The 21,501-nt window shown below is 63.2% G+C and carries 17 protein-coding genes; 8 read left to right on the top strand and 9 right to left on the bottom strand.

The features are described from left to right. Positions 1-94 precede the first annotated feature (94 nt). From ACNJX8_RS37875 to ACNJX8_RS37835, 9 genes are all read right to left on the bottom strand, one after another. Positions 95-1,324 carry an ABC transporter substrate-binding protein gene (locus tag ACNJX8_RS37875; RefSeq protein ID WP_128936675.1) on the bottom strand — a complete coding sequence of 410 codons (1,230 nt, stop codon included), beginning with the start codon at positions 1,322-1,324 and terminating at the stop codon, positions 95-97. A gap of 178 nt (positions 1,325-1,502) precedes the next feature. Then, positions 1,503-2,729 (bottom strand): ABC transporter substrate-binding protein, encoded by a 1,227-nt coding sequence (locus ACNJX8_RS37870; protein ID WP_128936674.1) that lies wholly within the window; start codon positions 2,727-2,729, stop codon positions 1,503-1,505. Positions 2,730-2,985: 256 nt separating this feature from the next. Further along, positions 2,986-4,212, bottom strand: coding sequence for an ABC transporter substrate-binding protein (locus ACNJX8_RS37865; RefSeq protein WP_439358774.1), 1,227 nt, complete (start codon positions 4,210-4,212; stop codon positions 2,986-2,988). 119 nt (positions 4,213-4,331) lie between these two features. Beyond that, positions 4,332-5,567, bottom strand: coding sequence for an ABC transporter substrate-binding protein (locus ACNJX8_RS37860; RefSeq protein ID WP_439358773.1), 1,236 nt, complete (start codon positions 5,565-5,567; stop codon positions 4,332-4,334). 41 nt (positions 5,568-5,608) lie between these two features. Beyond that, positions 5,609-6,628 (bottom strand): branched-chain amino acid ABC transporter permease, encoded by a 1,020-nt coding sequence (locus ACNJX8_RS37855; protein ID WP_128936671.1) that lies wholly within the window; start codon positions 6,626-6,628, stop codon positions 5,609-5,611. A 2-nt stretch (positions 6,629-6,630) separates the two neighbouring features. Then, the gene (locus tag ACNJX8_RS37850) at positions 6,631-7,509 is read right to left on the bottom strand and encodes a branched-chain amino acid ABC transporter permease (protein WP_091890393.1); all 879 of its coding nucleotides are present in this window, start codon (positions 7,507-7,509) and stop codon (positions 6,631-6,633) included. Between the two features lie 221 nt (positions 7,510-7,730). Further along, a complete protein-coding gene (locus tag ACNJX8_RS37845; protein WP_091890390.1) occupies positions 7,731-8,444 on the bottom strand; it encodes an ABC transporter ATP-binding protein in 714 nt (237 codons plus the stop codon). Beyond that, positions 8,441-9,238 (bottom strand): ABC transporter ATP-binding protein, encoded by a 798-nt coding sequence (locus ACNJX8_RS37840; protein ID WP_091890387.1) that lies wholly within the window; start codon positions 9,236-9,238, stop codon positions 8,441-8,443. Before ACNJX8_RS37840 ends, ACNJX8_RS37845 begins: the two co-directional genes overlap by 4 nt. 66 nt (positions 9,239-9,304) lie before the next feature. Further along, entirely contained in the window at positions 9,305-10,171 is an 867-nt protein-coding gene (locus ACNJX8_RS37835; RefSeq protein WP_164934744.1) for an IclR family transcriptional regulator, read from the bottom strand. A 130-nt stretch (positions 10,172-10,301) separates the two neighbouring features. On the opposite strand from ACNJX8_RS37835, the gene ACNJX8_RS37830 reads away from it, so the two are divergent. The 8 genes from ACNJX8_RS37830 to glpK all read left to right on the top strand — a co-directional run bounded on the left by ACNJX8_RS37830 (position 10,302) and on the right by glpK (position 21,340). After that, complete coding sequence (locus ACNJX8_RS37830; RefSeq protein WP_439358771.1) at positions 10,302-12,398, top strand: 3-hydroxyacyl-CoA dehydrogenase NAD-binding domain-containing protein; 2,097 nt, start codon at positions 10,302-10,304, stop codon at positions 12,396-12,398. Positions 12,399-12,566: 168 nt separating this feature from the next. Beyond that, on the top strand, positions 12,567-14,249 hold the full coding sequence (pimA, locus tag ACNJX8_RS37825) for a dicarboxylate--CoA ligase PimA (protein ID WP_439358770.1): 1,683 nt from the start codon (positions 12,567-12,569) through the stop codon (positions 14,247-14,249). Next, positions 14,246-15,433 carry an acetyl-CoA C-acyltransferase gene (locus ACNJX8_RS37820; protein ID WP_249758264.1) on the top strand — a complete coding sequence of 396 codons (1,188 nt, stop codon included), beginning with the start codon at positions 14,246-14,248 and terminating at the stop codon, positions 15,431-15,433. The genes pimA and ACNJX8_RS37820 overlap by 4 nt, the downstream gene beginning before the upstream one ends. A 159-nt stretch (positions 15,434-15,592) precedes the next feature. Further along, a complete protein-coding gene (pimC, locus tag ACNJX8_RS37815; protein WP_439358769.1) occupies positions 15,593-16,783 on the top strand; it encodes a pimeloyl-CoA dehydrogenase large subunit in 1,191 nt (396 codons plus the stop codon). A gap of 172 nt (positions 16,784-16,955) precedes the next feature. Beyond that, positions 16,956-18,098 (top strand): pimeloyl-CoA dehydrogenase small subunit, encoded by a 1,143-nt coding sequence (pimD, locus tag ACNJX8_RS37810; protein ID WP_128936666.1) that lies wholly within the window; start codon positions 16,956-16,958, stop codon positions 18,096-18,098. Positions 18,099-18,257: 159 nt separating this feature from the next. Then, complete coding sequence (locus ACNJX8_RS37805) at positions 18,258-19,031, top strand: SDR family NAD(P)-dependent oxidoreductase (RefSeq protein ID WP_128936664.1); 774 nt, start codon at positions 18,258-18,260, stop codon at positions 19,029-19,031. A gap of 105 nt (positions 19,032-19,136) precedes the next feature. Further along, on the top strand, positions 19,137-19,529 hold the full coding sequence (locus ACNJX8_RS37800) for an endonuclease domain-containing protein (RefSeq protein ID WP_439358768.1): 393 nt from the start codon (positions 19,137-19,139) through the stop codon (positions 19,527-19,529). A gap of 305 nt (positions 19,530-19,834) precedes the next feature. Beyond that, on the top strand, positions 19,835-21,340 hold the full coding sequence (glpK, locus tag ACNJX8_RS37795) for a glycerol kinase GlpK (RefSeq protein WP_439358767.1): 1,506 nt from the start codon (positions 19,835-19,837) through the stop codon (positions 21,338-21,340). Positions 21,341-21,501 lie beyond the last annotated feature (161 nt).

Below are 21,501 nucleotides of genomic sequence, written 5' to 3'. Positions count from 1 at the left end.
CGATTATGCAATCGCGTAATCACAATCGGCGCGCAAGCAAAAACCCCCTACGCGATCGGCGCAGGGGGCTTGTTATCGTCGCATGTTCAGGCGGCTAGCCGCCGGCGTCGGCGCTGATCACCTCGCCGAACAGTTCCCAGCGCTCGCCCTTGAACTTCTCGAGGCGGAGCTGGCTGATTGGCGCAAAGTCGTTCGACCCGGTGTTGATCTGGATACCCGGCAGCAGCGCCTCCGTGCGGAAGTTCTTCAGGCTGGCGGCCTGCTTCATGAGGTTCTCGCGCGTGAGATTATCGCCGCACTGCTTCAGCACCTGAACCAGCGTCTGCGCCACCGCGTAGCCGACGATGGTGCCCTTGTCGAGCTTGTCGCCGTCGGGGAAGTACTTGGTCATGAAGGCCAGAAACTCCTTCATGCCGGCATCGTTGCTCCATTCCGGATCCGACACGTCCTTCAGATAGTCGGCCGAGATGATGTCCTGGCCGTTCTCGAAGCCAGCGGGCTTCATTACGCTGCCGACGGAGGCCGAGACGTTGTTGAGGAAGTGCAGCGGCTTCCAGCCGATCTCGGCGTTCTTCTTGATCGCTTGCGCGGCGAATTTCGGCGTCGTGATGTTCATGAAGACGTCGGCACCGGTCGACTTCATCTTGACGATGTGGCTGTCGATGGTCGGCTCGGAGGTCTCGTAGCTCTCCTCGATGACGATCATCGAAGCGGCTTTCGCCCCTAGGCCGTCCTTGAGGCCCTTCAGATAGTCCTTGCCGTAGTCGTCGTTCTGGTAGAGCACGGCGATCTTGGCATCCGGCTTGTTCTTGAGCAGCCACTTCGCGTAGATCTGCGTCTCGCTCTGGTAATTGGGCTGCCAGCCCATGGTCCAGGGGAAGTTCTGCGGATCGTTCCATTTGGTGGCGCCGGTGGCGACGAACAGCTGCGGTACCTTCTTCGAGTTCATGTATTTCTGGATCGCCGTGTTCGGCGGCGTGCCGAGCGAGTTGAAGATGAACAGCACCTCGTCGCTCTCGACCAGCTTGCGCGCCTGCTCAACCGTCTTCGGCGGCGAATATGCGTCATCGTAGGAAACGAAATTGATCTTGCGGCCGTTGATGCCGCCCTCGTCGTTGATCTTCTTGAAATAGGCGGCTTCGGTCCGCCCGATGATGCCGTAGGCGGAGGCCGGTCCGCTATAGGGCATGATGTTGCCGATCTTGATCTCGGTGTCGGTCGCGCCGGTATCGTATTTTTTCTGGGCCGATGCAGTGGAGGCCGAGGCCGCAATGAGCGCGAGCGCCAGTGACGCGGCCGCAAGTTTGCCGGTGACAGCGGGCATTCCAATCTCCCTATTTTCTTGATGTGTGCGTCCTTCTTCTTGGCTTGATCGTTTTTGGTGACGCAGCCCGCAATTCAATACGATTTGCCCAAGAGCTTCAAGGAAAAGCCCCTGCGGCAAGGCCGCAGGAGCTTCGTCTTTAGTCGATCGGGGGTACGTCTTTAGCGATTGGTTAAGGTCAGCCGCCGACGTCGCCGCTCAAGATGTCACCAAATCGCTCCCAATGCTCGCCCTTGAAGCGGATCAGTTGCAGCTGCGAGAGGGGCGCGAAATCGGTGGCCGAGGTGTTGACCTTGATGCCCGGCAACAGGCCGGCCGGCTCGTAGTCCTTGATATTGGCGGCCTGCTTCATGATGTTTTCGCGGGTCAGATTGTCGCCGCAGGATTTCAGCACGTGCACCAGCCCTTGCGCGACGATGTAGCCGTACATCACCGAGGCGTCGGCGCGGTTGGCTTCCGGATAGTACTTATCCAGGAATTCGTTCCAGGCGATCATCGCCGGATCGCTCTTCCATTGTGCGTCGGTCGGGTCCTTGAAATATTGCGAGGAGATGATGTCCTGGGCGTTCTCGAAGCCGGCCGGCTTGATCACGCTGCCGATCGAACCCGATACGTTGTTGAGGAAGTGCAGCGGCTTCCAGCCGATCTCGGCATTCTTCTTGATTGCCTGTGCCGCGAATTTCGGCGTCGTGATGTTGAAAAACACGTCGGCGCCAGTCGCCTTCATCTTGACGATGTGGGAGTCGATGGTCGGCTCCGATACCTCGTAGCTTTCCTCCACCACGATCATCGAGGCCTTGGCGCCGAGCCCGTCCTTGAAGCCCTTCAGATAGTCCTTGCCGTAATCGTCGTTCTGGTAGAGCACGGCGATCTTGGCGTTCGGATGGTTCTTCAGGATGTACTTGGCGTAGATGATCGACTCGCTCTGGTAGTTGGGCTGCCAGCCCATGGTCCAGGGGAAGTCCTTCGGATCGTTCCATTTGGTGGCGCCAGTGGCGACGAACAGTTGCGGCACCTTCTTCTGGTTCATGTATTTCTGGATCGCGGTGTTCGGCGGTGTGCCGAGCGAGTTGAAGATCAGCAGCACCTCGTCGCTCTCGACGAGCTTGCGCGCCTGCTCCACCGTCTTCGGCGGCGAGTAGGCGTCGTCATAGGTGACGAAATTGATCTTGCGGCCGTTGATGCCGCCCTCGGCGTTGATCTTGCGGAAATAGGCCTCCTCGGTCTTGCCGATCACGCCGTAAGCGGAGGCTGGCCCGCTATAGGGCATGATGTTGCCGATCTTGATTTCGGTGTCGGATGCGCCGGTGTCGTATTTCTTCTGCGCCAGGGCTGTCGTGGACAGGGTGGCAGCCAGCACGAGGGCAGCCGAGAAGGCCCCCAATCGCACATGCATTGCAGGCATCTTGATCTCCCTAGGTAGGTTTGAATGTGCCGTGTTCTTGATCGGAAGCGATCGTTGCGCGTCGCTCTGGTAAGCATTCAATACCCTTCCCGGGCGGCCAGCAAGGAGAACGCCCCGCCGGAGCTGCCGCCGCGAGGCGATCTTTTTTGAGAGGACGTGGAATATTCCGGCGCTTGAGATGGGATGCGCTGTTAACCAGCTGCGCAGAAGTTGTCTTGTTAAATGTAGGCTATTTTGAATTGCGCGCTTGCGATGCTCAGTGTCCGATCTCGCTGGAGATGATGTCGCCGAACAGCTCCCACTTCTTGCCCTTGAAGCGCATCATCTGGAGCTGCTCGATCGGAGCGAAATTGTCCGGCGCGGTGTTGATCTTGATCCCGGGCAGCAGCGTATCGGGTTCGAAATCCTTCAGGCTCGCGGCCTGCTTCATGACGTTCTCGCGAGTGAGGTCGTCGCCGCACATTTGCAGCACCTTCACCATGGTCTGCGCGGCTGCATAGCCGAACACCACACCGGCATCGAGCTTGTTCGCCTTGGGCGCGTACTGGGCGAGGAAATTATAGAACTTCTTCATGCCGTCATCGGCGTTCCACTGCGGGTCGGAGCCGTCCTTGGTATAGCTCGCCGACAGGATGCCTTGCGAGATCTCGAGGCCCGCCGGCTCGATCACGCCGCCGACCGAGGCCGAGACGTTGGAGATGATGTGCATCGGATGCCAATTGATCTCCGCCGCCTTCTTGATGCCCTGCGCGGCAAATTTCGGGCTGGTGATGCTGATGAAGATGTCGGCGCCAGCCGCCTTCAGCTTTACGACGTGCTCGTCGATCGCCGGCTCGGAGGTATCGTAGGCTTCTTCCAGCACGATCATCGAGGCCTTGGACCCCAAGCCGTCCCTCAATCCGTTCAGATAGTCCTTGCCGAAATCGTCGTTCTGATAGAGGACGCCGATCTTTCCGTCCGGCTTCTCCTTCATGATGTATTTGGCGTAGATCCGCGCCTCGCTGACGTAGCTCGGCTGCCAGCCCATGGTCCAGGGATATTGCTTGGGATCGTTCCACTTGGAGGCGCCGCTCGCCACGAACAATTGCGGCACCTTCTTCTCGTTCATGTACTTGCGGATTGCGCTGTTAGTGGAGGTGCCGAGCGAGCCGAAGACCAGCAGCACCCCGTCGTTCTCGACCAGCTTGCGTGCCTGCTCCACTGTCTTCGGCGGCGAATAGGCGTCGTCATAGGAGATGAACTTGATCTTGCGGCCGTTGATGCCGCCCTCGGCATTGATTTTGTTGAAATAGGCCTCCTCGGTCTTGCCGATCGCGGCATAGGCGGAGGCGGGGCCGCTATAAGGCATGATGTTGCCGATCTTGATCTCGGTATCGGACGCGCCGGTGTCGTATTTCTTTTGCGCCAGCGCCTCGCTGCTCATTGCAGTGCACAACGCGAGTGCGGCAAAGAAGGCCGCAACCTGAAAACGAACGGCAATCATTGTTCTCCTACCCCGAGCTGGATCGGCGCCGCATTGAACAAGATTGGCGCTCGGCGTCAACAAAAAGCCCCCGCGGTCGCCCGCGGGGGCTTATCGACTTGAATTATTGCGTCAGCGTGTCATTCGGAGGCGACGTCGCCGCTGATGATCTCGCCGAAGAGTTCCCACTTCTCGCCCTTGAAGCGCTGCATCTGGAGCTGCGCAATCGGGGCAAAGTCGGTGGCGCTGGTGTTGATCTTGACGCCCGGCAGCAACGTGTCCGGAGCAAAGTCCTTCAACGACGCCGCCTGCTTCATGAGGTTGGCGCGGGTCAGATCGTCACCGCACAGTTCCAGGACCTTGGCCAGGGTCGACGCTGCGCCATAGCCGTAGACCATGGCGGTGTCGGTCTTGTCGGCACCCGGCATGTACTTGTCGACGAACTCGTTCCACTTCTTCATGCCGGGGTCGTTGTTCCACTGCGGATCCGTCGAGTCCTTGGCATAGGCAGCCGACAGCACGCCCTGAGCGTTCTCGAAGCCAGCCGGCTTCATCACGCTGCCGACCGAGATCGACACGTTGGTGAGGATCTGGAGCGGTTTCCAGCTGAGCTCGGCGGTCTTCTTGATGGTCTGGGCCGCGAACTTCGGCGTCGCATAGATCAGCAGCACGTCGGGATTGGCGGCCTTGATCTTGACGATATGGCCGTCGATCGACGGCTCGGACACCTCATAGCTCTCTTCCATGATGATCATGGACGAGGCCTTGGCACCGAGGCCGTCCTTGGTGCCCTTGAGGTAGTCTTTGCCGAAATCGTCGTTCTGGTAGAGGATCGCGACCTTGGCGTCCGGCTTCTCCTTCATCAGCCATTTCGCGTAGATCTGCGCTTCGCTCTGGTAGGAGGGCTGCCAGCCCATGGTCCAGGGGAAGTTCTTCGGGTCGTTCCACTTGGTGGCGCCGGTGGCGACGAAGAGCTGCGGGATCTTCTTGGCGTTCAGGTATTTCTGGATCGCGCTGTTCGACGGCGTACCGAGCGGGTTGAACACGGCCAGCACCTCGTCGCTCTCGACGAGCTTGCGGACCTGCTCGACCGCCTTCGGCGGCGAATAGGCGTCGTCATAGGTGACGAAGTTGATCTTGCGGCCGTTGATGCCGCCCTTGTCGTTGATCATCTTGAAATAGGCTTCTTCGGTCTTGCCGATGATGCCATAGGCCGACGCCGGACCGCTGTACGGCATGATGTTGCCGATCTTGATCTCGGTATCGGACGCGCCGGTGTCGTATTTCTTTTGGGCGAGTGCAGCGCCGGAGGTGAGGGCAATGGCCGCCGTTGCCGTGACCAGCGCGGCGGCTCGCAGTGTTCTTCCAAAAAGCAATTCGGTCTCCTTCGTTAAACGACTGTCGTGATGAGAGGTATTCAGGTCTTTCTGAGCTTGCCGGAAAGTTGCTGGCCCAGGATCGCGAGCTGCCTTGCGCCATGCGGCACGAGGTAGATGACGAGGAACAGGAGCACGCCGAACACAGCGCCGGAGAGGCCTTTGGAGATGCCCTCCGCGATGTTCGGCACGAAGATGATGAAGGCCGCGCCGACGAACGAGCCGGGCAGCCAGCCCACGCCGCCGACGACCATGCCGAGGAACAGCGAGATCGCGAGGTTGATCGTGAAGCTGTCCGGCGCCACAAACTGCACCGCGATCGCCCCCAAAGCGCCGGCGATGCCGGTGATGCCGGCGGACACGCCAAACGCCAGCGTCTTGTAGAGCGCGACGTTGACGCCCATCGAGGACGCCGCGATCTCGTTGTCGCGGATCGCCATGAAGGCGCGTCCCGAGCGGGAGCGCAGCAGGTTCACCGAGAAGACGTAGATCGCGAGCGTGACCGCAAGCGTGAAGTAATAGAGCCACATGTCCTGCGACATTGGCAGCCCGAACGGCGCGTCCGGCTTGGTGACGACGAGGCCCTGCACGCCGCCGGTCCAATGCTCGAGGAAGTTAAGCTTGAGCAGTTGCGGCATAGCTGTGGCGAGCGCGAAGGTCGCGAGCGCGAGGTAAACGCCGGAAAGCCGCAGCGCCGGCTGCCCGAACAGGAAGCCGAAGCCGAAGCAGACTACTCCGGCGATCGGCAGCGTGAGCGCGTAGTTGACGTTGAAGTACTCCATCAACACCGCGGTCGTATAGGCGCCGACGGCATAGAAGGCGCTCTGGCCGAGCGAGAACTGGCCGGAGCCGCCGGTCAGGATGTTCAGCGCCAGCACCGCAAGCCCGTAGATCAGCAGCATCGTCATCTGGAAGATGATGAAGTTCTTGACGAAGACGGGTGCGATCAGCAGCGCCGCGACCACCACCAGCGAGGTGGTCGTGCCCAGCGTCATGGCCCGCTTCGGAACGGCTTCGACCGTCTCGTGGCCTTCCGCGACGACTTCTTCTGCTGCGCTCATGATCAAACTCGCTTGACGATGTGCCGGCCGAACAGGCCAGCGGGTTTGACGACCAGGACGGAAATGATCAGCGCAAGCGCGATCGGAAGTTTTAGTTCATTGCCGACGCCGGGAATGTAGGTGCCGACGAGGTTTTCGAAGATGCCCATCAGGAAGCCGCCGACCACAGCGCCGAACGGGCTCGACAGACCGCCCAGCACCGCCGCAGCAAAGCCATAAAGCAGCACGCCGACCATCATGTTGGGCTCCAGGAACACGACCGGCGCGATCAGCATGCCGGCAATCGCGCCGATGGCAGAAGCCATGCCCCAGCCGAGCGCGATCATCCAGCTCGTGTTGATGCCGACGAGCCGCGCCGATTCAGGTAGCGAGGCGGCCGCCCGCATTGCGAGCCCGATCCGCGTGTACTGAAAGAAGAAGTAGAGCGCGACCAGGAGCAGCAGGGTGACACCGATCATGCCGGCCTGGTGGGTCGAGATCAGCTGACTACCCAGGAACGGCGAGGAGCCGAACGGGGTCGGGTACTGCTTGATGGTAAAATCCCAGATCAGGCCGGCCGAGGAGTTGATGATGGCGAACAGCGCGATGAAGCCGGCGACATTGGTCAGGATCGGCGCCTTGGCGAGCGGCTTGAACAGGATGCGCTCGATGGCGATGCCGCCTGCGAACGCGAAAGCCAACGTAAGGACGAAAGCGACCCAATAGGGCACGCCCCATTGCATCAACTGCCAGGAGATGAAGGTCGAGAACATCGCCATCTCGCCTTGCGCGAAGTTGAGATGGTCGATCGCCTGGTAGATCATGACCACGGCGAGCGCCATGCAGGCATAGATCGCGCCGGTGGCAATTCCGGCCAGGACCTGGTTGGTGAACAGCTCCATTGTCCCGGCTCCCTAAAACTTGCCCGATGTGATGTGAACTGCGACGGCGTCGTAGGTCCACCTCTCCCTTAGGGAGAGGTCGCGCCGAAGGCGCGGGTGAGGGGTCTTGGTCTCACGGTGAAGCTGCGGCCCCTCACCCGATTTGCTGCGCAAATCGACCTCTCCCCTGCGGGGAGAGGTATGCGGAGAGCGCGGATAATTCATTGCCATCATCCGCTCCCTCAGTAACCCAGATAGGATTTGCGGATTTCTTCGTTGTTCGCGATGTCCTTGGCTTTGCCCGACATCACGATGCGGCCGGTCTCGATCACATAGGCATGGTCGGCGAGTTCGAGCGCGAGCTGGGCGTTCTGCTCGACCACCAGGATCGTGACCTTGTCCTCGCGGTTGATCTTGCCGAGGATGCCGAAGAGGTCGCGGACCACCAGCGGCGCAAGGCCGAAGGAGGGCTCGTCGAGCAGCATCAGCCGTGGCCTCAGCATCAGCGCGCGGGCCACCGCGAGCATCTGCTGCTCGCCGCCGGACAGCGTGCCGGCCTGCTGGGTGTGCCGCTGCTTCAGCACAGGGAAATGCGCATACATGCGCTCGATGTCGGAGACGATGCCGGCGCTGTCCTTGCGGGTAATGGCCCCGAGCTGGAGGTTCTCCTCCACCGTCATGTTGGTGAAGGTGCCGCGGCCCTGCGGCACATGGGCGATGCCGAACCGCACGATGTTCTCGGTCGAGCGGTTGTTCAGCGGCTTGCCGTCGAACTCGATGCCGCCGGTCGAGCGCACCATGTTGCAGATCGCGCGCAGCGTCGTGGTCTTACCGGCGCCGTTGGCACCCAGCAGCGTCGTCAGCGAGCCCTCGTTGAGCGAGAAGGACAGGCCATGGAGCGCCTGGACCTGGCCGTAATAGGCGCGCAGGTCCTTGACGTTGAGCAGCGTCGTCATTGGTCCTTGCTCCCGAGATAGGCCTTGATGACGTCCGGGTCCGCCTGCACCTGGGCAGGCGTGCCTTCCGCGAGCTTCTTGCCGAAATTGAGCGCGACAACGTGGTCGGCGATCGACATCACGAGGCCCATGTGGTGCTCGACCAGCAGCACGGTCATGTGGCGATCGTCGCGAATGCGGCGAATGAGATCGCCGAGCACATAGACCTCTTCGTGATTGAGGCCGCCGGCCGGCTCGTCGAGCAGCAGAATCTTCGGATCGGCCGCCAGCGCACGGGCCAGCTCGACGCGCTTCTGTGTGCCGAAGGGCAGGCCGGAGACGACAGTGTGGGCGACATTCTCGAGGTCTAGATAGGCGAGGATCTCGTGCACCTTCTTGTTGACGCTGGTTTCGCTGCGGCGGACCCAGGCCAATTTCAGGGAGTCGCTGACGATGTCGCTGGAGGTCTTCGAATGGGCGCCGACACGGACATTGTCCATCACCGACAAATTCGGAAACAGCGCCACGTTCTGGAAGGTGCGGCCGATGCCGATCTCGGCGATCCGGTGCGGCGGCCGCGACAGGATGCTCACGCCTTCCATCAGGATGTCGCCGGACGACGGCTGGTAGAGCCGCGAAAGGCAGTTGAAGAGCGTGGTCTTGCCGGCGCCGTTGGGGCCGATCAATCCGAGGATCTGTCCCTTGTGCATGTCGAAGGACACGCCGTTGAGCGCGATGATGCCGCCGAACACGACGCTGACGTCGCGAACCGCGAGCAGGGGCGATGTCCCCCGCGCGAGCTGTGCCTGCGTCATCTCGTCTCGCCCACACTGAGCAGTGGGCGCAGGGGCGATGCGGACCGCTCCCGATGATGACAAAGGCTATCTGAATCCCTCGGCCACACGCGCAACTTTTCCTCCTGATTTCAGCTTTTTGCTGACGTCTTTTTTTGAATGCGGCATCAGACCCCCGAGTGCCGCTTCGATGTTCCTTACCATCGCAAGCAGACGCGGTCCAATGTCGTTGATCAAACGCTCTTCCGTGAAACGGAATGCGGGCGCGCCGCAATTGAATGCGTAGGGGCCGGTTCCGTCGTTGAGCTTGAGCGCGACGCCGGCGGCGCCGATGTCGTCGTGCCAGTCGCCGACGGAAATCGCAAAGCCGTATTTCGCCACGGTCTCGCCGGAGCGTTCCAATCCATCGCGCATCTTTGGCCAGCGGCTGCCGTAATGCTCGCGTAAGAGACGCGAGAGCTCTGCGCGATCGTCGGCGTCGAGCGCCCAGAAATAGGCGCGACCCATCGCACTGGTTGCAATCGGCACGCGCGAGCCGACGTCAAGTTGAACGCCGACCGTCTCGCTGCCGCGGCTCTGCCCGAAATAGATCATGCTGTGACGGTCGCGGCCGCCGACGGCAACCGCCCCGCCGGTCGCGCGCATCACTTCCTCGCGGAACGGCTCGGACAAATGCCGAACGCCGAGATTGGCGAGCGCGGCGTAACCAAGCGACATCGCCGCGGGTGCGAGCTGGTACTTCTCGAAACGGGGAACCGGCGTCAGATAACCGAGCTTCGTCAGCGTATAAGTCAGCCGCGACACGGTCGGCTTGGGCAGATTTGTCCGCGCCGCGATCTCCTGATTGCCGAGAAGGCCGTCATTGGGTTGGAATGCGCGCAATACGTCCAGTCCGCGGGAAAGCGCGACGACGAAATTCCGATCAGTCGCGGTCTTCTTTCCTGTACGCTTCATCCCTAATCTGCTTCTTGCGCGGAGTCGTTGACAACGTCCGTGCTTCAAAATAACCCTGCCGTCAAGATGCGGAATTAAATTCCGCACCGCGAAATCGAACAAAATTAAATCCCCACCAAGGAGGGACACCGTGAGCGAAGTGGTCAAGCTTGAGCGTCATGATGAAGTCGGGATCGTCACGGTCGACAGCCCTCCGGTCAATGCGCTGAGTGCCGCGGTCCGCGGCGGCATCTTGGAGTGCATCAAGGCCGCGGTCGCCGATCCCGCGATCAAGGGCATCGTTCTGACCTGCGCCGGCCGCACCTTCATTGCGGGCGCCGACATCACCGAATTCGGCAAGCCGCCGAAGCCGCCCGCCCTCAACGACGTGCTGTCCGAGATCGAGAATTCGCCGAAGCCGGTGGTCGCCGCGATCCACGGCACCGCGCTCGGCGGCGGCCTCGAGGTCGCGCTCGCCTGTCATTACCGCGTTGCGGTGAAAGAGGCCAAGCTCGGCCTGCCCGAGGTGAAGCTTGGCCTGTTGCCGGGCGCCGGCGGCACCCAGCGCCTGCCGCGCGCGGTAGGACCGGAACTCGCGGTCAAGATGATCGTCGGCGGTGATCCCATTGGTGCTGCGGAAGCGCTGAAGAACGGCCTGATCGAGGAGATCGTCGAGGGTCCGGCCTCGGGCGGCGAAGCCTTTGTGCGCAAGCTGCTGGCCGAGAAGCGCCCGCTGCGGCGCCTGCGTGACGACGATTCCAAGCTCGCGGCGGCCAAGGCCGACCGTTCGATCTTCACCAATGCCGTTGCGGCCATGACCAAGAAGTCGCGCGGCCTGGAGGCTCCGTTCGCGGCGGCCGACGCCGTCGGCTACGCCATTGACCTACCGTTCGACGAAGGTCTGAAGAAGGAGCGCGAGGGCTTCCTCAAGCTCGTCGCCAGCGACCAGTCCAAGGCGCAGCGTTATGCCTTCTTCGCCGAGCGCGAAGCTGCCAAGATCGCGGGTGTCCCTGACGGGACCAAATCGCGCTCGGTCAACCGTGTTGCCATTCTCGGCGCCGGCACCATGGGCGGCGGCATTGCTATGTCGTTTGCCAATGCCGGCATCCCCGTCACCCTGATCGAGACCGGCGAGGAGCAGCTCAAGCGTGGCATGGGCGTCATGCAGAAGAACTGGGAAGCCACCGCGGCGCGCGGCGGCATCCCGGCCGATGCACCCGCCAAGCGCATGGCTTTGATCAACGGCGTCGTTGGCATCGAGAATGTCGGCGATGCCGACCTCGTCATCGAGGCCGTGTTCGAGACCATGGCGGTGAAGAAGGAAGTGTTCGGCAAGCTTGACCAGTACGCCAAGCCGGGCGCGGTGCTCGCCTCCAACACCTCGTATCTCAACATCGACGAGATCGCCAAGTCGACCAAGCGTCCGCAGGACGTTTTGGGCATGCACTTCTTCTCGCCGGCCAACGTCATGAAGCTCTGCGAGATCGTGCGTGCCGACAAGACCGCGCCGGACGCGCTGGTGACTGCCGTCACCATCGCGCGCAAGATCGCCAAGGTGCCGGCCGTGGTCGGCGTCTGCGACGGTTTTGTGGGTAACCGCATGCTCGCCCAGCGCGGCAAGCAGTCGGAGAAGCTGCTGTTTGAAGGCGCGCTGCCGCAGCAGGTCGACGCCGTCGTGACCAAGTTCGGCATGCCGATGGGGCCGTTCGCGATGGGCGACCTCGCCGGCCTCGACATCGGCTGGCGCTCGCGGAAAGATCGCGGCATCAAGTCGGAGATCGCGGACGCGCTGTGCGAAGCCGGCCGCTTCGGCCAGAAGACCGGCAAGGGCTACTACAAATACGAAGCCGGCTCCCGCGCACCGCTGCCCGACCCGGAGGTCGAGAAGCTGATCGACGAGACGCTTGCCCGCCTCGGCCGCAAGAAGCGCGTCGTCAGCGACGAGGAGATCCTCGAGCGCATGATGTACCCGATGATCAACGAGGGCGCGAAGATCCTCGAAGAGGGCATCGCGGCGCGCCCCTCCGACATCGACGTGGTCTGGCTCTACGGCTACGGCTGGCCGATCTATCGCGGCGGCCCGATGTACTGGGCCGACACCGTCGGCCTCAAGCACATCGCCGACCGTCTCGCCTTCTACGCCAAGGAGACCAACGACCCCAGCCTCGAGCCCGCGCCGCTGCTGAAGAAGCTTGCCGCGGAGGGCAAGACGTTCGCCTCGCTCGCGGCGGCGTCGAAAGCGGCGTGATGGAGGCTTGCACTCTCGGCGTCATTCTCCGTTGCGCAATTGCGCAACGTAGATGGCCTGCAGGGCCAGGCCCGGAATCCATCTCGCCGCTGAGTGCGCTGCCAAATGGATTCCGGGCTCGCCCTTCGGGCGTCCCGGAATGACGGTTCATGTGGTTTCAAGGAAGCAATGACCCATCCCGGCGAACAGTTTTATCCCGATGGCGTGCGGTGGGACGACACCATCGTCCAGGGCACGCTTCCGGACTTGCTCGCAAAGGCCGCCGCTGACTACGGTCCGCGCACCGCGCTGGAGTTCCGAGACCGTCCGATCAGTTACACCGAGCTCGCCGCGATGGCCGAGCGCGCTGCCGCGGCGTTCCTGCGCGCCGGCTGTGGCAAGAACTCTTCCGTCGCGCTGTTCCTCGGCAACACGCCCGATCATCCCGTCAATTTCTTCGGGGCGCTCAAGGCCGGCGCCCGCGTCGCGCATCTGTCGCCGCTCGACGGTGAGATCGCGCTGACCCACAAGGTGTCAGACTCAGGCTCGCGCCTGCTGGTCACCTCCAACCTCGCAGCGCTGCTGCCGACGGCGCTGAAATTTTTGGAGAAGGGGCTGATCGATCGCCTGGTCGTCTGCGAGGACGATGATTGGGGCAAGGTCGGTACGCCGCAGGCCGCGATCCCCAGGGATCCCCGCGTCGTCACGTTCAAAGCCTTCATCGAGGGCGCGGCCGCACCGGCAGAGTGGCCATCAGTCACGGCCGACGACGTTGCGCTGCTGCAATATACCGGCGGCACCACCGGCCTGCCCAAGGGTGCCATGCTCACCCATGGCAATCTTACGTCCGCGGTGTCGATCTACGACGTCTGGGGCAGGCCGGCACGCGCCGCCCGCGGCGACGTGATCGAGCGCGTGATCTGCGTGCTGCCGCTGTTCCACATCTACGCGCTCACCGTCGTGCTCTTGTCCTCGCTTCGCCGCGGCAACCTGATCTCGCTGCATCAGCGCTTCGACGTCGAGGCCGTGATGCGCGACATCGAGGTCAAGCGCGCGACATATTTTCCGGGTGTGCCGACGATGTGGATTGCGATTGCCGCGCTGCCCGATCTCGACAAGCGCGACTTCTCCTCGCTCGCCAGCATCGGCTCCGGCGGCGCGCCGTTGCCGGTGGAGATCGCGAATTTCTTCGAGCGCAAGGTCGGCAAGAAGCTGCGCAGCGGCTGGGGCATGACCGAGACCTGCTCGCCCGGCACCGGCCATCCGCCTGTCGGCCCGGACAAGCCCGGCTCGATCGGCCTGATGCTGCCCGGCATCGAGCTCGACGTCGTCGCGCTGGACGATCCGAGACGCGTGCTGCCGCCGGGCGACGTCGGCGAGATCCGCATCAAGGGCCCGAACGTCACCAAGGGCTACTGGAACAAGCCGGAGGGATCGACTGATGCCTTCGTCGACGGCCGCTTCCTCACCGGCGACATCGGCTACATGGATGCCGACGGCTATTTCTTCCTGGTCGATCGCAAGAAGGACATGATCATCTCCGGCGGCTTCAACGTCTATCCGCAGATGATCGAGCAGGCGATCTACACCATTCCGGGCGTGCACGAGGTGATCGTGCTCGGCATCCCCGACCAGTATCGCGGCGAGGCCGCAAAAGCCTTCATCAAGATGAGGCCCGACGCAAAACCGTTCTCGCTCGACGAGCTCCGCACCCAGCTTACCGGCAAGCTCGGCAAGCATGAACTGCCGGCCGCGGTCGCCTTTGTCGACGATCTGCCGCGCACGCCGGTCGGAAAGCTGTCGCGCCACGAATTGCGCCAGCAGCAGAAGTCGTCACAATCCACCAAAACCGCATCAGGAGGTCGCTCTTGACCGACGCCGTCATCGTTTCCACCGCCCGCACCCCGATCGGCAAGGCCTATCGCGGTGCTCTCAACGCCACCGAGGGTGCGACCCTGCTCGGCCACGCCATCGGCGAGGCCGTCGCCCGCGCCAAGGTCGATCCCAAGGAGATCGAGGACGTCGTGATGGGCGCAGCCCTCCAGCAGGGCGCGACCGGCGGCAATATCGCGCGCAAGGCGCTGCTGCGCGCCGGCCTGCCCGTCACCGTTGCCGGCACCACCATCGACCGGCAATGCGCCTCGGGTCTGCAGGCGATCGCGCTCGCCGCTCGCTCGGTGATCTTCGACGGCGTCGAGATCGCGGTCGGCGGCGGCGGCGAGTCGATCAGCCTCGTGCAGAACGACAAGATGAACGGCTTCCACGCACAAGATCCGGCGCTGCTCAAGATCAAGGGCGAGGTCTACATGCCCATGATCGACACCGCCGAGGTCGTCGCCAAGCGCTACGGCATCTCGCGCGAGAAGCAGGACGAGTATTCGCTGGAGAGCCAGCGCCGCACTGCCGCAGCCCAACAGGGCGGCAAATTCAAGGACGAGCTCGCGCCGATCACCACGCAGATGGCGGTGACCGACAAGGCCACCGGTGCCGTGTCGATGAAAGAGGTCACGCTGTCGCAAGACGAGGGACCGCGCCCCGAGACCACGGCCGAAGGCCTTGCCGGCCTGAAGGCCGTGCGCGGCGAAGGCTTCACCATCACCGCCGGCAATGCCAGCCAGCTCTCCGACGGCGCCAGCGCCTCCGTCATCATGAGCGACAAGGAAGCTGCCAAGCGCGGCCTCAAGCCGCTCGGCATCTTCCGCGGCTTCGTCTCCGCCGGCTGCGAGCCGGACGAGATGGGCATCGGCCCGGTCTTCGCCGTGCCGCGCCTGCTCAAGCGTCACGGCCTCACCGTTGACGACATCGGCCTCTGGGAGCTCAACGAGGCCTTCGCCGTGCAGGTGCTGTATTGCCGCGACAAGCTCGGCATCGACCCCGACAAGATCAACGTCGATGGCGGCGCGATCGCGGTTGGCCATCCCTACGGCATGTCGGGCGCGCGCCTCACCGGCCATGCCCTGATCGAAGGCCGCCGCCGCAAGGCGAAGTACGCCGTCGTCACCATGTGCGTCGGCGGCGGCATGGGCGCGGCTGGGTTGTTCGAGGTGTTGCAGTAAGCGTCGTCCTGGCGAAAGCCAGGACCCATTACCCCGTGTCTTGATGTGAGGCACAGACGGCAGCCACCGACCGACACAATGACGGCCGGTGGTAATGGATCCTGGCTTTCGCCAGGATGACGAAGACATAATACGACGACGAGAGCACAGGAGGATCCGATGGATCTCGCATTCACGAAAGAAGAGCAGGCGTTTCGCGAGGAAGTGCGGCAGTTCTTCCGCGACAACGTGCCGCCGGACACGCGGCGCAAGCTGGTCGAGGGCCGTCACCTCAGCAAGGACGAGATGGTGACGTGGTGGCGCATCCTCAACAAGAAGGGTTGGGGCGTCAGCCACTGGCCCAAGCAGTATGGCGGCACCGGCTGGACCAGCGTGCAGCACTATATCTTCAACGAGGAGCTGCAGTCCTATCCGGCGCCGCAGCCGCTCGCCTTCGGCGTCAGCATGGTCGGCCCGGTCATCTACACCTTCGGCAACGAGGAGCAGAAGAAGAAGTACCTGCCGCGCATCGCCAACGTCGACGACTGGTGGTGCCAGGGCTTTTCGGAGCCCGGCTCCGGCTCTGACCTCGCTTCGCTGAAGACGAAAGCCGAGCGCCGTGGCGACAAGTGGATCATCAACGGCCAGAAGACCTGGACCACGCTGGCCCAGCACGCCGACATGATCTTCTGCCTCTGCCGCACCGACAACAACGCCAAGAAGCAGATGGGCATCTCCTTCATCGTGTTCTCGATGAAGTCGAAAGGCGTCACCGTGCGCCCGATCCAGACCATCGACGGCGGCCATGAGGTCAACGAGGTCTTCTTCGACGACGTCGAGGTGCCCGTCGAGAATTTGATCGGCGAGGAGAACAAGGGCTGGGATTACGCAAAATTCCTGCTCGGCAATGAGCGCACCGGCATCGCCCGCGTCGGCGTCTCCAAGGAGCGCATCCGCCGCATCAGGGATCTCGCCTCCAAAGTGGAATCCGCTGGCAAGCCGATCATCCAGGACCCCGCCTTCCGCGAGAAGCTCGCCGCCTGCGAGATCGAGCTGAAGGCGCTCGAGCTCACCCAGCTCCGCGTCGTCGCCGACGAGGGCAAGCATGGCAAGGGCAAGCCCAATCCGGCTTCGTCCGTGCTGAAGATCAAGGGCTCCGAGATCCAGCAGACCACCACCGAGCTCTTGATGGAAGTGATCGGCCCGTTCGCCGCGCCCTACGACGTGCACGGCGACGACGGCTCGAACGAAGCCATGGACTGGACCGCTCAGATCGCGCCGAGCTACTTCAACAACCGCAAGGTCTCGATCTATGGCGGCTCCAACGAGATCCAGCGCAACATCATCGCCAAGGCGGTGCTGGGGCTGTGATGGAGCGCGCAAGGCAATGACAGTGTCGTCCCCCGCGAAGGCGGGGGACCCAGTACGCCGCAGCAGTCGTGAGTACGGCCGGCGGCTGCGTTTACTGGATCCCCGCCTTCGCGGGGATGACGTCTGAGGGTGAGGCGACGGCAGGGCAATTCCCGCCGATTTGGAGAGAAACATGGATTTTGATCTGTCCGAGGAGCAGCGGCTTCTCAAGGAAAGCATCGACGGCCTCTTGACCGATTCCTACGATTTCGAGAGCCGCAAGAAGTACATGAAGGAGAAGGGCGGCTGGAGCAAAGCCGTCTGGCTCAAGCTGGCCGAGCAGGGTCTGCTCGGCCTGCCCTTCAGCGAGGCCGATGGCGGCTTCGGCGGCGGCGGCGTCGAGACCATGATCGTGATGGAGGCGCTCGGCAAGGCGCTGGTGCTCGAGCCTTATCTGGCAACGGTGGTGATCGGCGGCGGCTTCCTGCGCCACGCCGCCACCGACGCGCAGAAGGCCGCGCACGTACCTTCGCTTATCGATGGCAGCAAGACGCTGGCGTTTGCCCAGCTTGAGAAGAACTCGCGCTACGACCTCTTCGACGTCTCGACGACCGCGAAGAAGAAGGGCGACGCTTACGTCATCGACGGCGAGAAATTCGTCGTACTCAACGGCGAGAATGCCGATACCCTGATCGTCACCGCGCGCACCAAGGGCGAGCGCCGCGATCATGGCGGCATCGGCGTGTTCCTGGTCCCCGCCAATGCAAAGGGCGTAGCTAAGAAGGGCTACCCGACCCAGGACGGCCTGCATGCTGCCGACATCACCTTCACCGGCGTCGAGGTCGGCCCCGAGGCCGTGCTCGGCAATCCCGAGGATTCGCTCGCACTGATCGAGCGCGTCGTCGATGAGGCCCGCGTCGCGCTTTGCGCCGAGGCGGTCGGGCTGATGGACGAATCGCTCAAGACCACCGTCGAGTACATCAAGACGCGAAAACAGTTCGGCGTCGCGATCGGCTCGTTCCAATCGCTGCAGCACCGCGCCTCCGACATGTTCGTCGCGGCGGAGCAGGCGAGATCGATGTCGATGTTTGCGACCATGGCGAACGACTTCGAGAACGCTAGGGAGCGCAGCAATGCAATCGCGGCCGCTAAGGTGCAGATCGGCAAGTCGCTGAAATTCGTCGGCCAGCAGTCGATCCAGCTCCACGGCGGCATCGGCATGACCATGGAAGCGAAGATCGGCCACTACTTCAAGCGCCTCACCATGATCGAGAACAGCTTCGGCGACACCGACTACCACCAGCGCCGCGTCGCCGACGCGGGCGGGTTGATCTGACTGATCTAGACCACACGAAGACTGTCATGCCCCGGCTTGACCGGGGCATCCAGTACTCCGCGGCGGCAATTCGTTTACGCAACTTCAGCCGCAGAGTACTGGATCGCCCGATCAAGTCGGGCGATGACACCGAGTGTGCGGCCATAGCGGAGCCCAACAATGAAAAACACCCCGTTCGATCTCACCGGCAAGGTCGCCGTGGTCACCGGCTCCAGCCGCGGCATCGGCCGCTCCTCGGCTGAACTCCTGGCAAAGCTCGGGGCAAAAGTCGTGGTGTCCTCGCGCAAGGCCGACGCTTGCAAGGAGGTCGCCGACGGCATCATTGCAGCCGGCGGCGATGCCATCGTCATTCCCTGCAACATCGCGCGCAAGACCGAGGTCGAGGCGCTGATCGCGGGGGCGACCAAGCATTACGGCAAGATCGACATCCTCGTCTGCAACGCCGCGGTGAACCCGTATTACGGCCCGTTGCTCGACATCACGGATGAAGCCTTCGACAAGATCATGGGCAGCAACGTCAAGAGCAACATCTGGCTCTCCGCGCTCGCGATCCCGCAAATGGCCGAACGCGGAGGCGGCTCCGTCATCATCATCTCCTCGATCGGCGGCCTGCGCGGCTCCACCGTGATCGGCGCCTACGGCATCTCGAAAGCCGCCGACTTCGCGCTGTGCCGCTCGCTCGCGGGCGAATGGGGCCCGAAAGGCGTCCGTGTCAACTGCATCGCCCCAGGCCTCGTCAAGACCGATTTCGCCCGCGCGCTGTGGGAAGACGAAGCCATGCTCAAGCGCCGCACCGCCACCACGCCGCTCCGCCGCATCGGCGAGCCCGACGAAATCGCCGGCGCCGTCGCCTACCTCGCCTCGGACGCATCGAGCTTCATGACCGGCCAGACCATCGTCATCGACGGCGGCGTGACCACGGCGGCGGTGTAGGTCTTACTACTTGCAATTGTGCCGCGAGCACGCTTCCCTTACCCTACCCTGGAGGGGGAGGGTCGCTCGCGCAACGCGCGAGCGGGGTGGGGTGAAGCCGCACAAATGGTCTCAACATCGATCCGACGCGCCGCCGCGAAAAAGCTGAGAGCCAACACCACGCCGCACGAGCGGATGCTATGGCGCGCCCTCAAGGAAGTCCCGCTCGAAGGCTCGCACTTCCGCCGCCAAGCTCCAATCGGTCCCTACGTCGTCGACTTCTTCTTGCCAGCCAGGCGCCTCATCATCGAGTTAGATGGCGGACACCACAACGAAGACGATGTGGCTGAGCGCGATCGCGCACGGCAGAGCTGGCTCGAGAACGAAGGTTATCGCGTCATCCGATTCTGGAATTCGGAGATCGCTGCCGACCTGACTGCCGTGCTCGAACGCATCTATGTCGAGTTGTACGGGTCGCGCGAGGCAGAGACAGAACCCTTGAAACATCGCCGCCGGTAGCCACCCTTGTTTACCCTCCCCTGGAGGGGGAGGGTCGCTACGCATGCAGCGAAGCGAAATGCGTGGCGGGGTGGGGTGACAGACCATCCGCAGATGCGGTGCTCCCGTATGAACAGCGGCCTTCGTTCTGTCGACCTAAGCGAGACCGTCGTTGTGGCTTCACCCCACCCCGCCCGCGCGTCGCGCGGTCGACCCTCCCCCTCCAGGGGAGGGTAAGGAGAGCCGCCTTGACCTGTTGCCGGCAATCCCGTTTTCTTGCCGCGACACAATGATCCCCCTCCGGGATAACGCCAAGGTAAGCCGCTATGTCTTTCGTCCTCGCCATCGACCAGGGCACCACCTCCTCGCGCGCGATCGTGTTTCGCAGCGACATTTCCATCGCGGCGAAAGCGCAGCAAGAGTTTCCGCAGCATTTTCCGGCCTCGGGCTGGGTCGAGCACGAGCCCGAGGACATCTGGACCTCGACCGTGATGGTGTGCCGCGAGGCGATCGAGCAGGCCGGCATCACCGCAAAGGACATCGCTGCGATCGGCATCACCAATCAGCGCGAGACCACCGTGGTGTGGGACCGCGCCACCGGGCAGGCCGTGCACCGCGCAATCGTCTGGCAGGATCGCCGAACCGCCGACATCTGCGCCAAATTGAAAGCCAATGGCCGCGAGCCCGTGATCTCGCAGAAGACCGGCCTGATCATCGATCCCTATTTTTCCGGCACCAAGGTGGCCTGGATCCTCGACCACGTCCCCGGCGCGCGGGCGCGCGCCGCGCGCGGCGAATTGATGTTCGGCACCGTCGATTGCTATCTGCTCTGGCGCCTCACCGGCGGCAAGGTGCATGCCACCGACGCCACCAACGCCTCGCGCACGCTGCTGTTTAACATCCACACCGGCCAGTGGGACGACGAGCTCTTGGAGATCATCGGCGTGCCGCGCTCGATGCTGCCGGAGGTGAAGGATTCTTCCGCGCGCTTCGGCGAGAGCACGCCGGACCTGTTCGGCGGTGCCATCGCAATCTCCGGCATCGCCGGCGACCAGCAGGCCGCGACCATCGGCCAGGCCTGCTTCCGCCCGGGCATGATGAAGTCCACCTACGGCACCGGCTGCTTCGCGCTGCTCAACACAGGCACCACGCCTGTGGTCTCCAAGAACAAGCTGCTCACCACCGTCGCCTATCAGCTCGACGGCAAACGCACCTACGCGCTGGAAGGCTCGATCTTCGTCGCCGGCAGCGCGGTGCAGTGGCTGCGCGACGGCCTCGGCATCATCAAGCATGCCGCCGAGACCGGCCCGCTCGCGGATCAATCCGATTCCATGCAGAGCGTCTATCTCGTCCCCGCTTTCGTCGGCATGGGCGCGCCCTATTGGAATCCGCGCGTGCGCGGCGCGCTGTTCGGCCTCACTCGCAACACCGGCCCCGCCGAGCTCGCCCACGCCGCGCTGGAAAGCGTCTGCTACCAGACTTTCGACCTCTGGGCGGCGATGCGCGCGGACTGGCCGAGCTCGGAAACCGCCAGCGTCGTGCTCCGCGTCGACGGCGGCATGACGGCGTCGGACTGGACCATGCAGCGCCTTGCCGATCTGCTCGACGCGCCGGTCGATCGTCCCGTGATCCAGGAGACCACGGCCCTGGGTGCTGCCTATCTCGCCGGCCTCCAGGCGAGCGTCTATCCCGAGCCGACCAAATTCGCCGACAACTGGCGATTGGAGCACCGCTTCAAGCCGAACATGAGCGAGGCGACGCGGCAGCGGAAGCTCGCGGGATGGGCGCGCGCGGTGAAGGGCGTGCTGGCGAGCGACGAGGGGGAAGGGTAGGCACGTCCCCCTACTCGCATGGAGCGGAGCGCAATCGATTGCCTCCACACCGTCATTGCGAGGAGCCCTTGCGACGAAGCAATCCAGACTGTCTCCGCGGAAAGATCCTGGATTGCTTCGCTGCGCTCGCAATGACGGAGCGTGGACGCCGCCGTCCGCTC

This window comes from Bradyrhizobium sp. SPXBL-04, assembly GCF_051853035.1.
GTDB classification, from domain to species: Bacteria; Pseudomonadota; Alphaproteobacteria; order Rhizobiales; family Xanthobacteraceae; genus Bradyrhizobium; species Bradyrhizobium zhanjiangense.
This window is presented reverse-complemented; position numbering and strand designations above follow the sequence as displayed.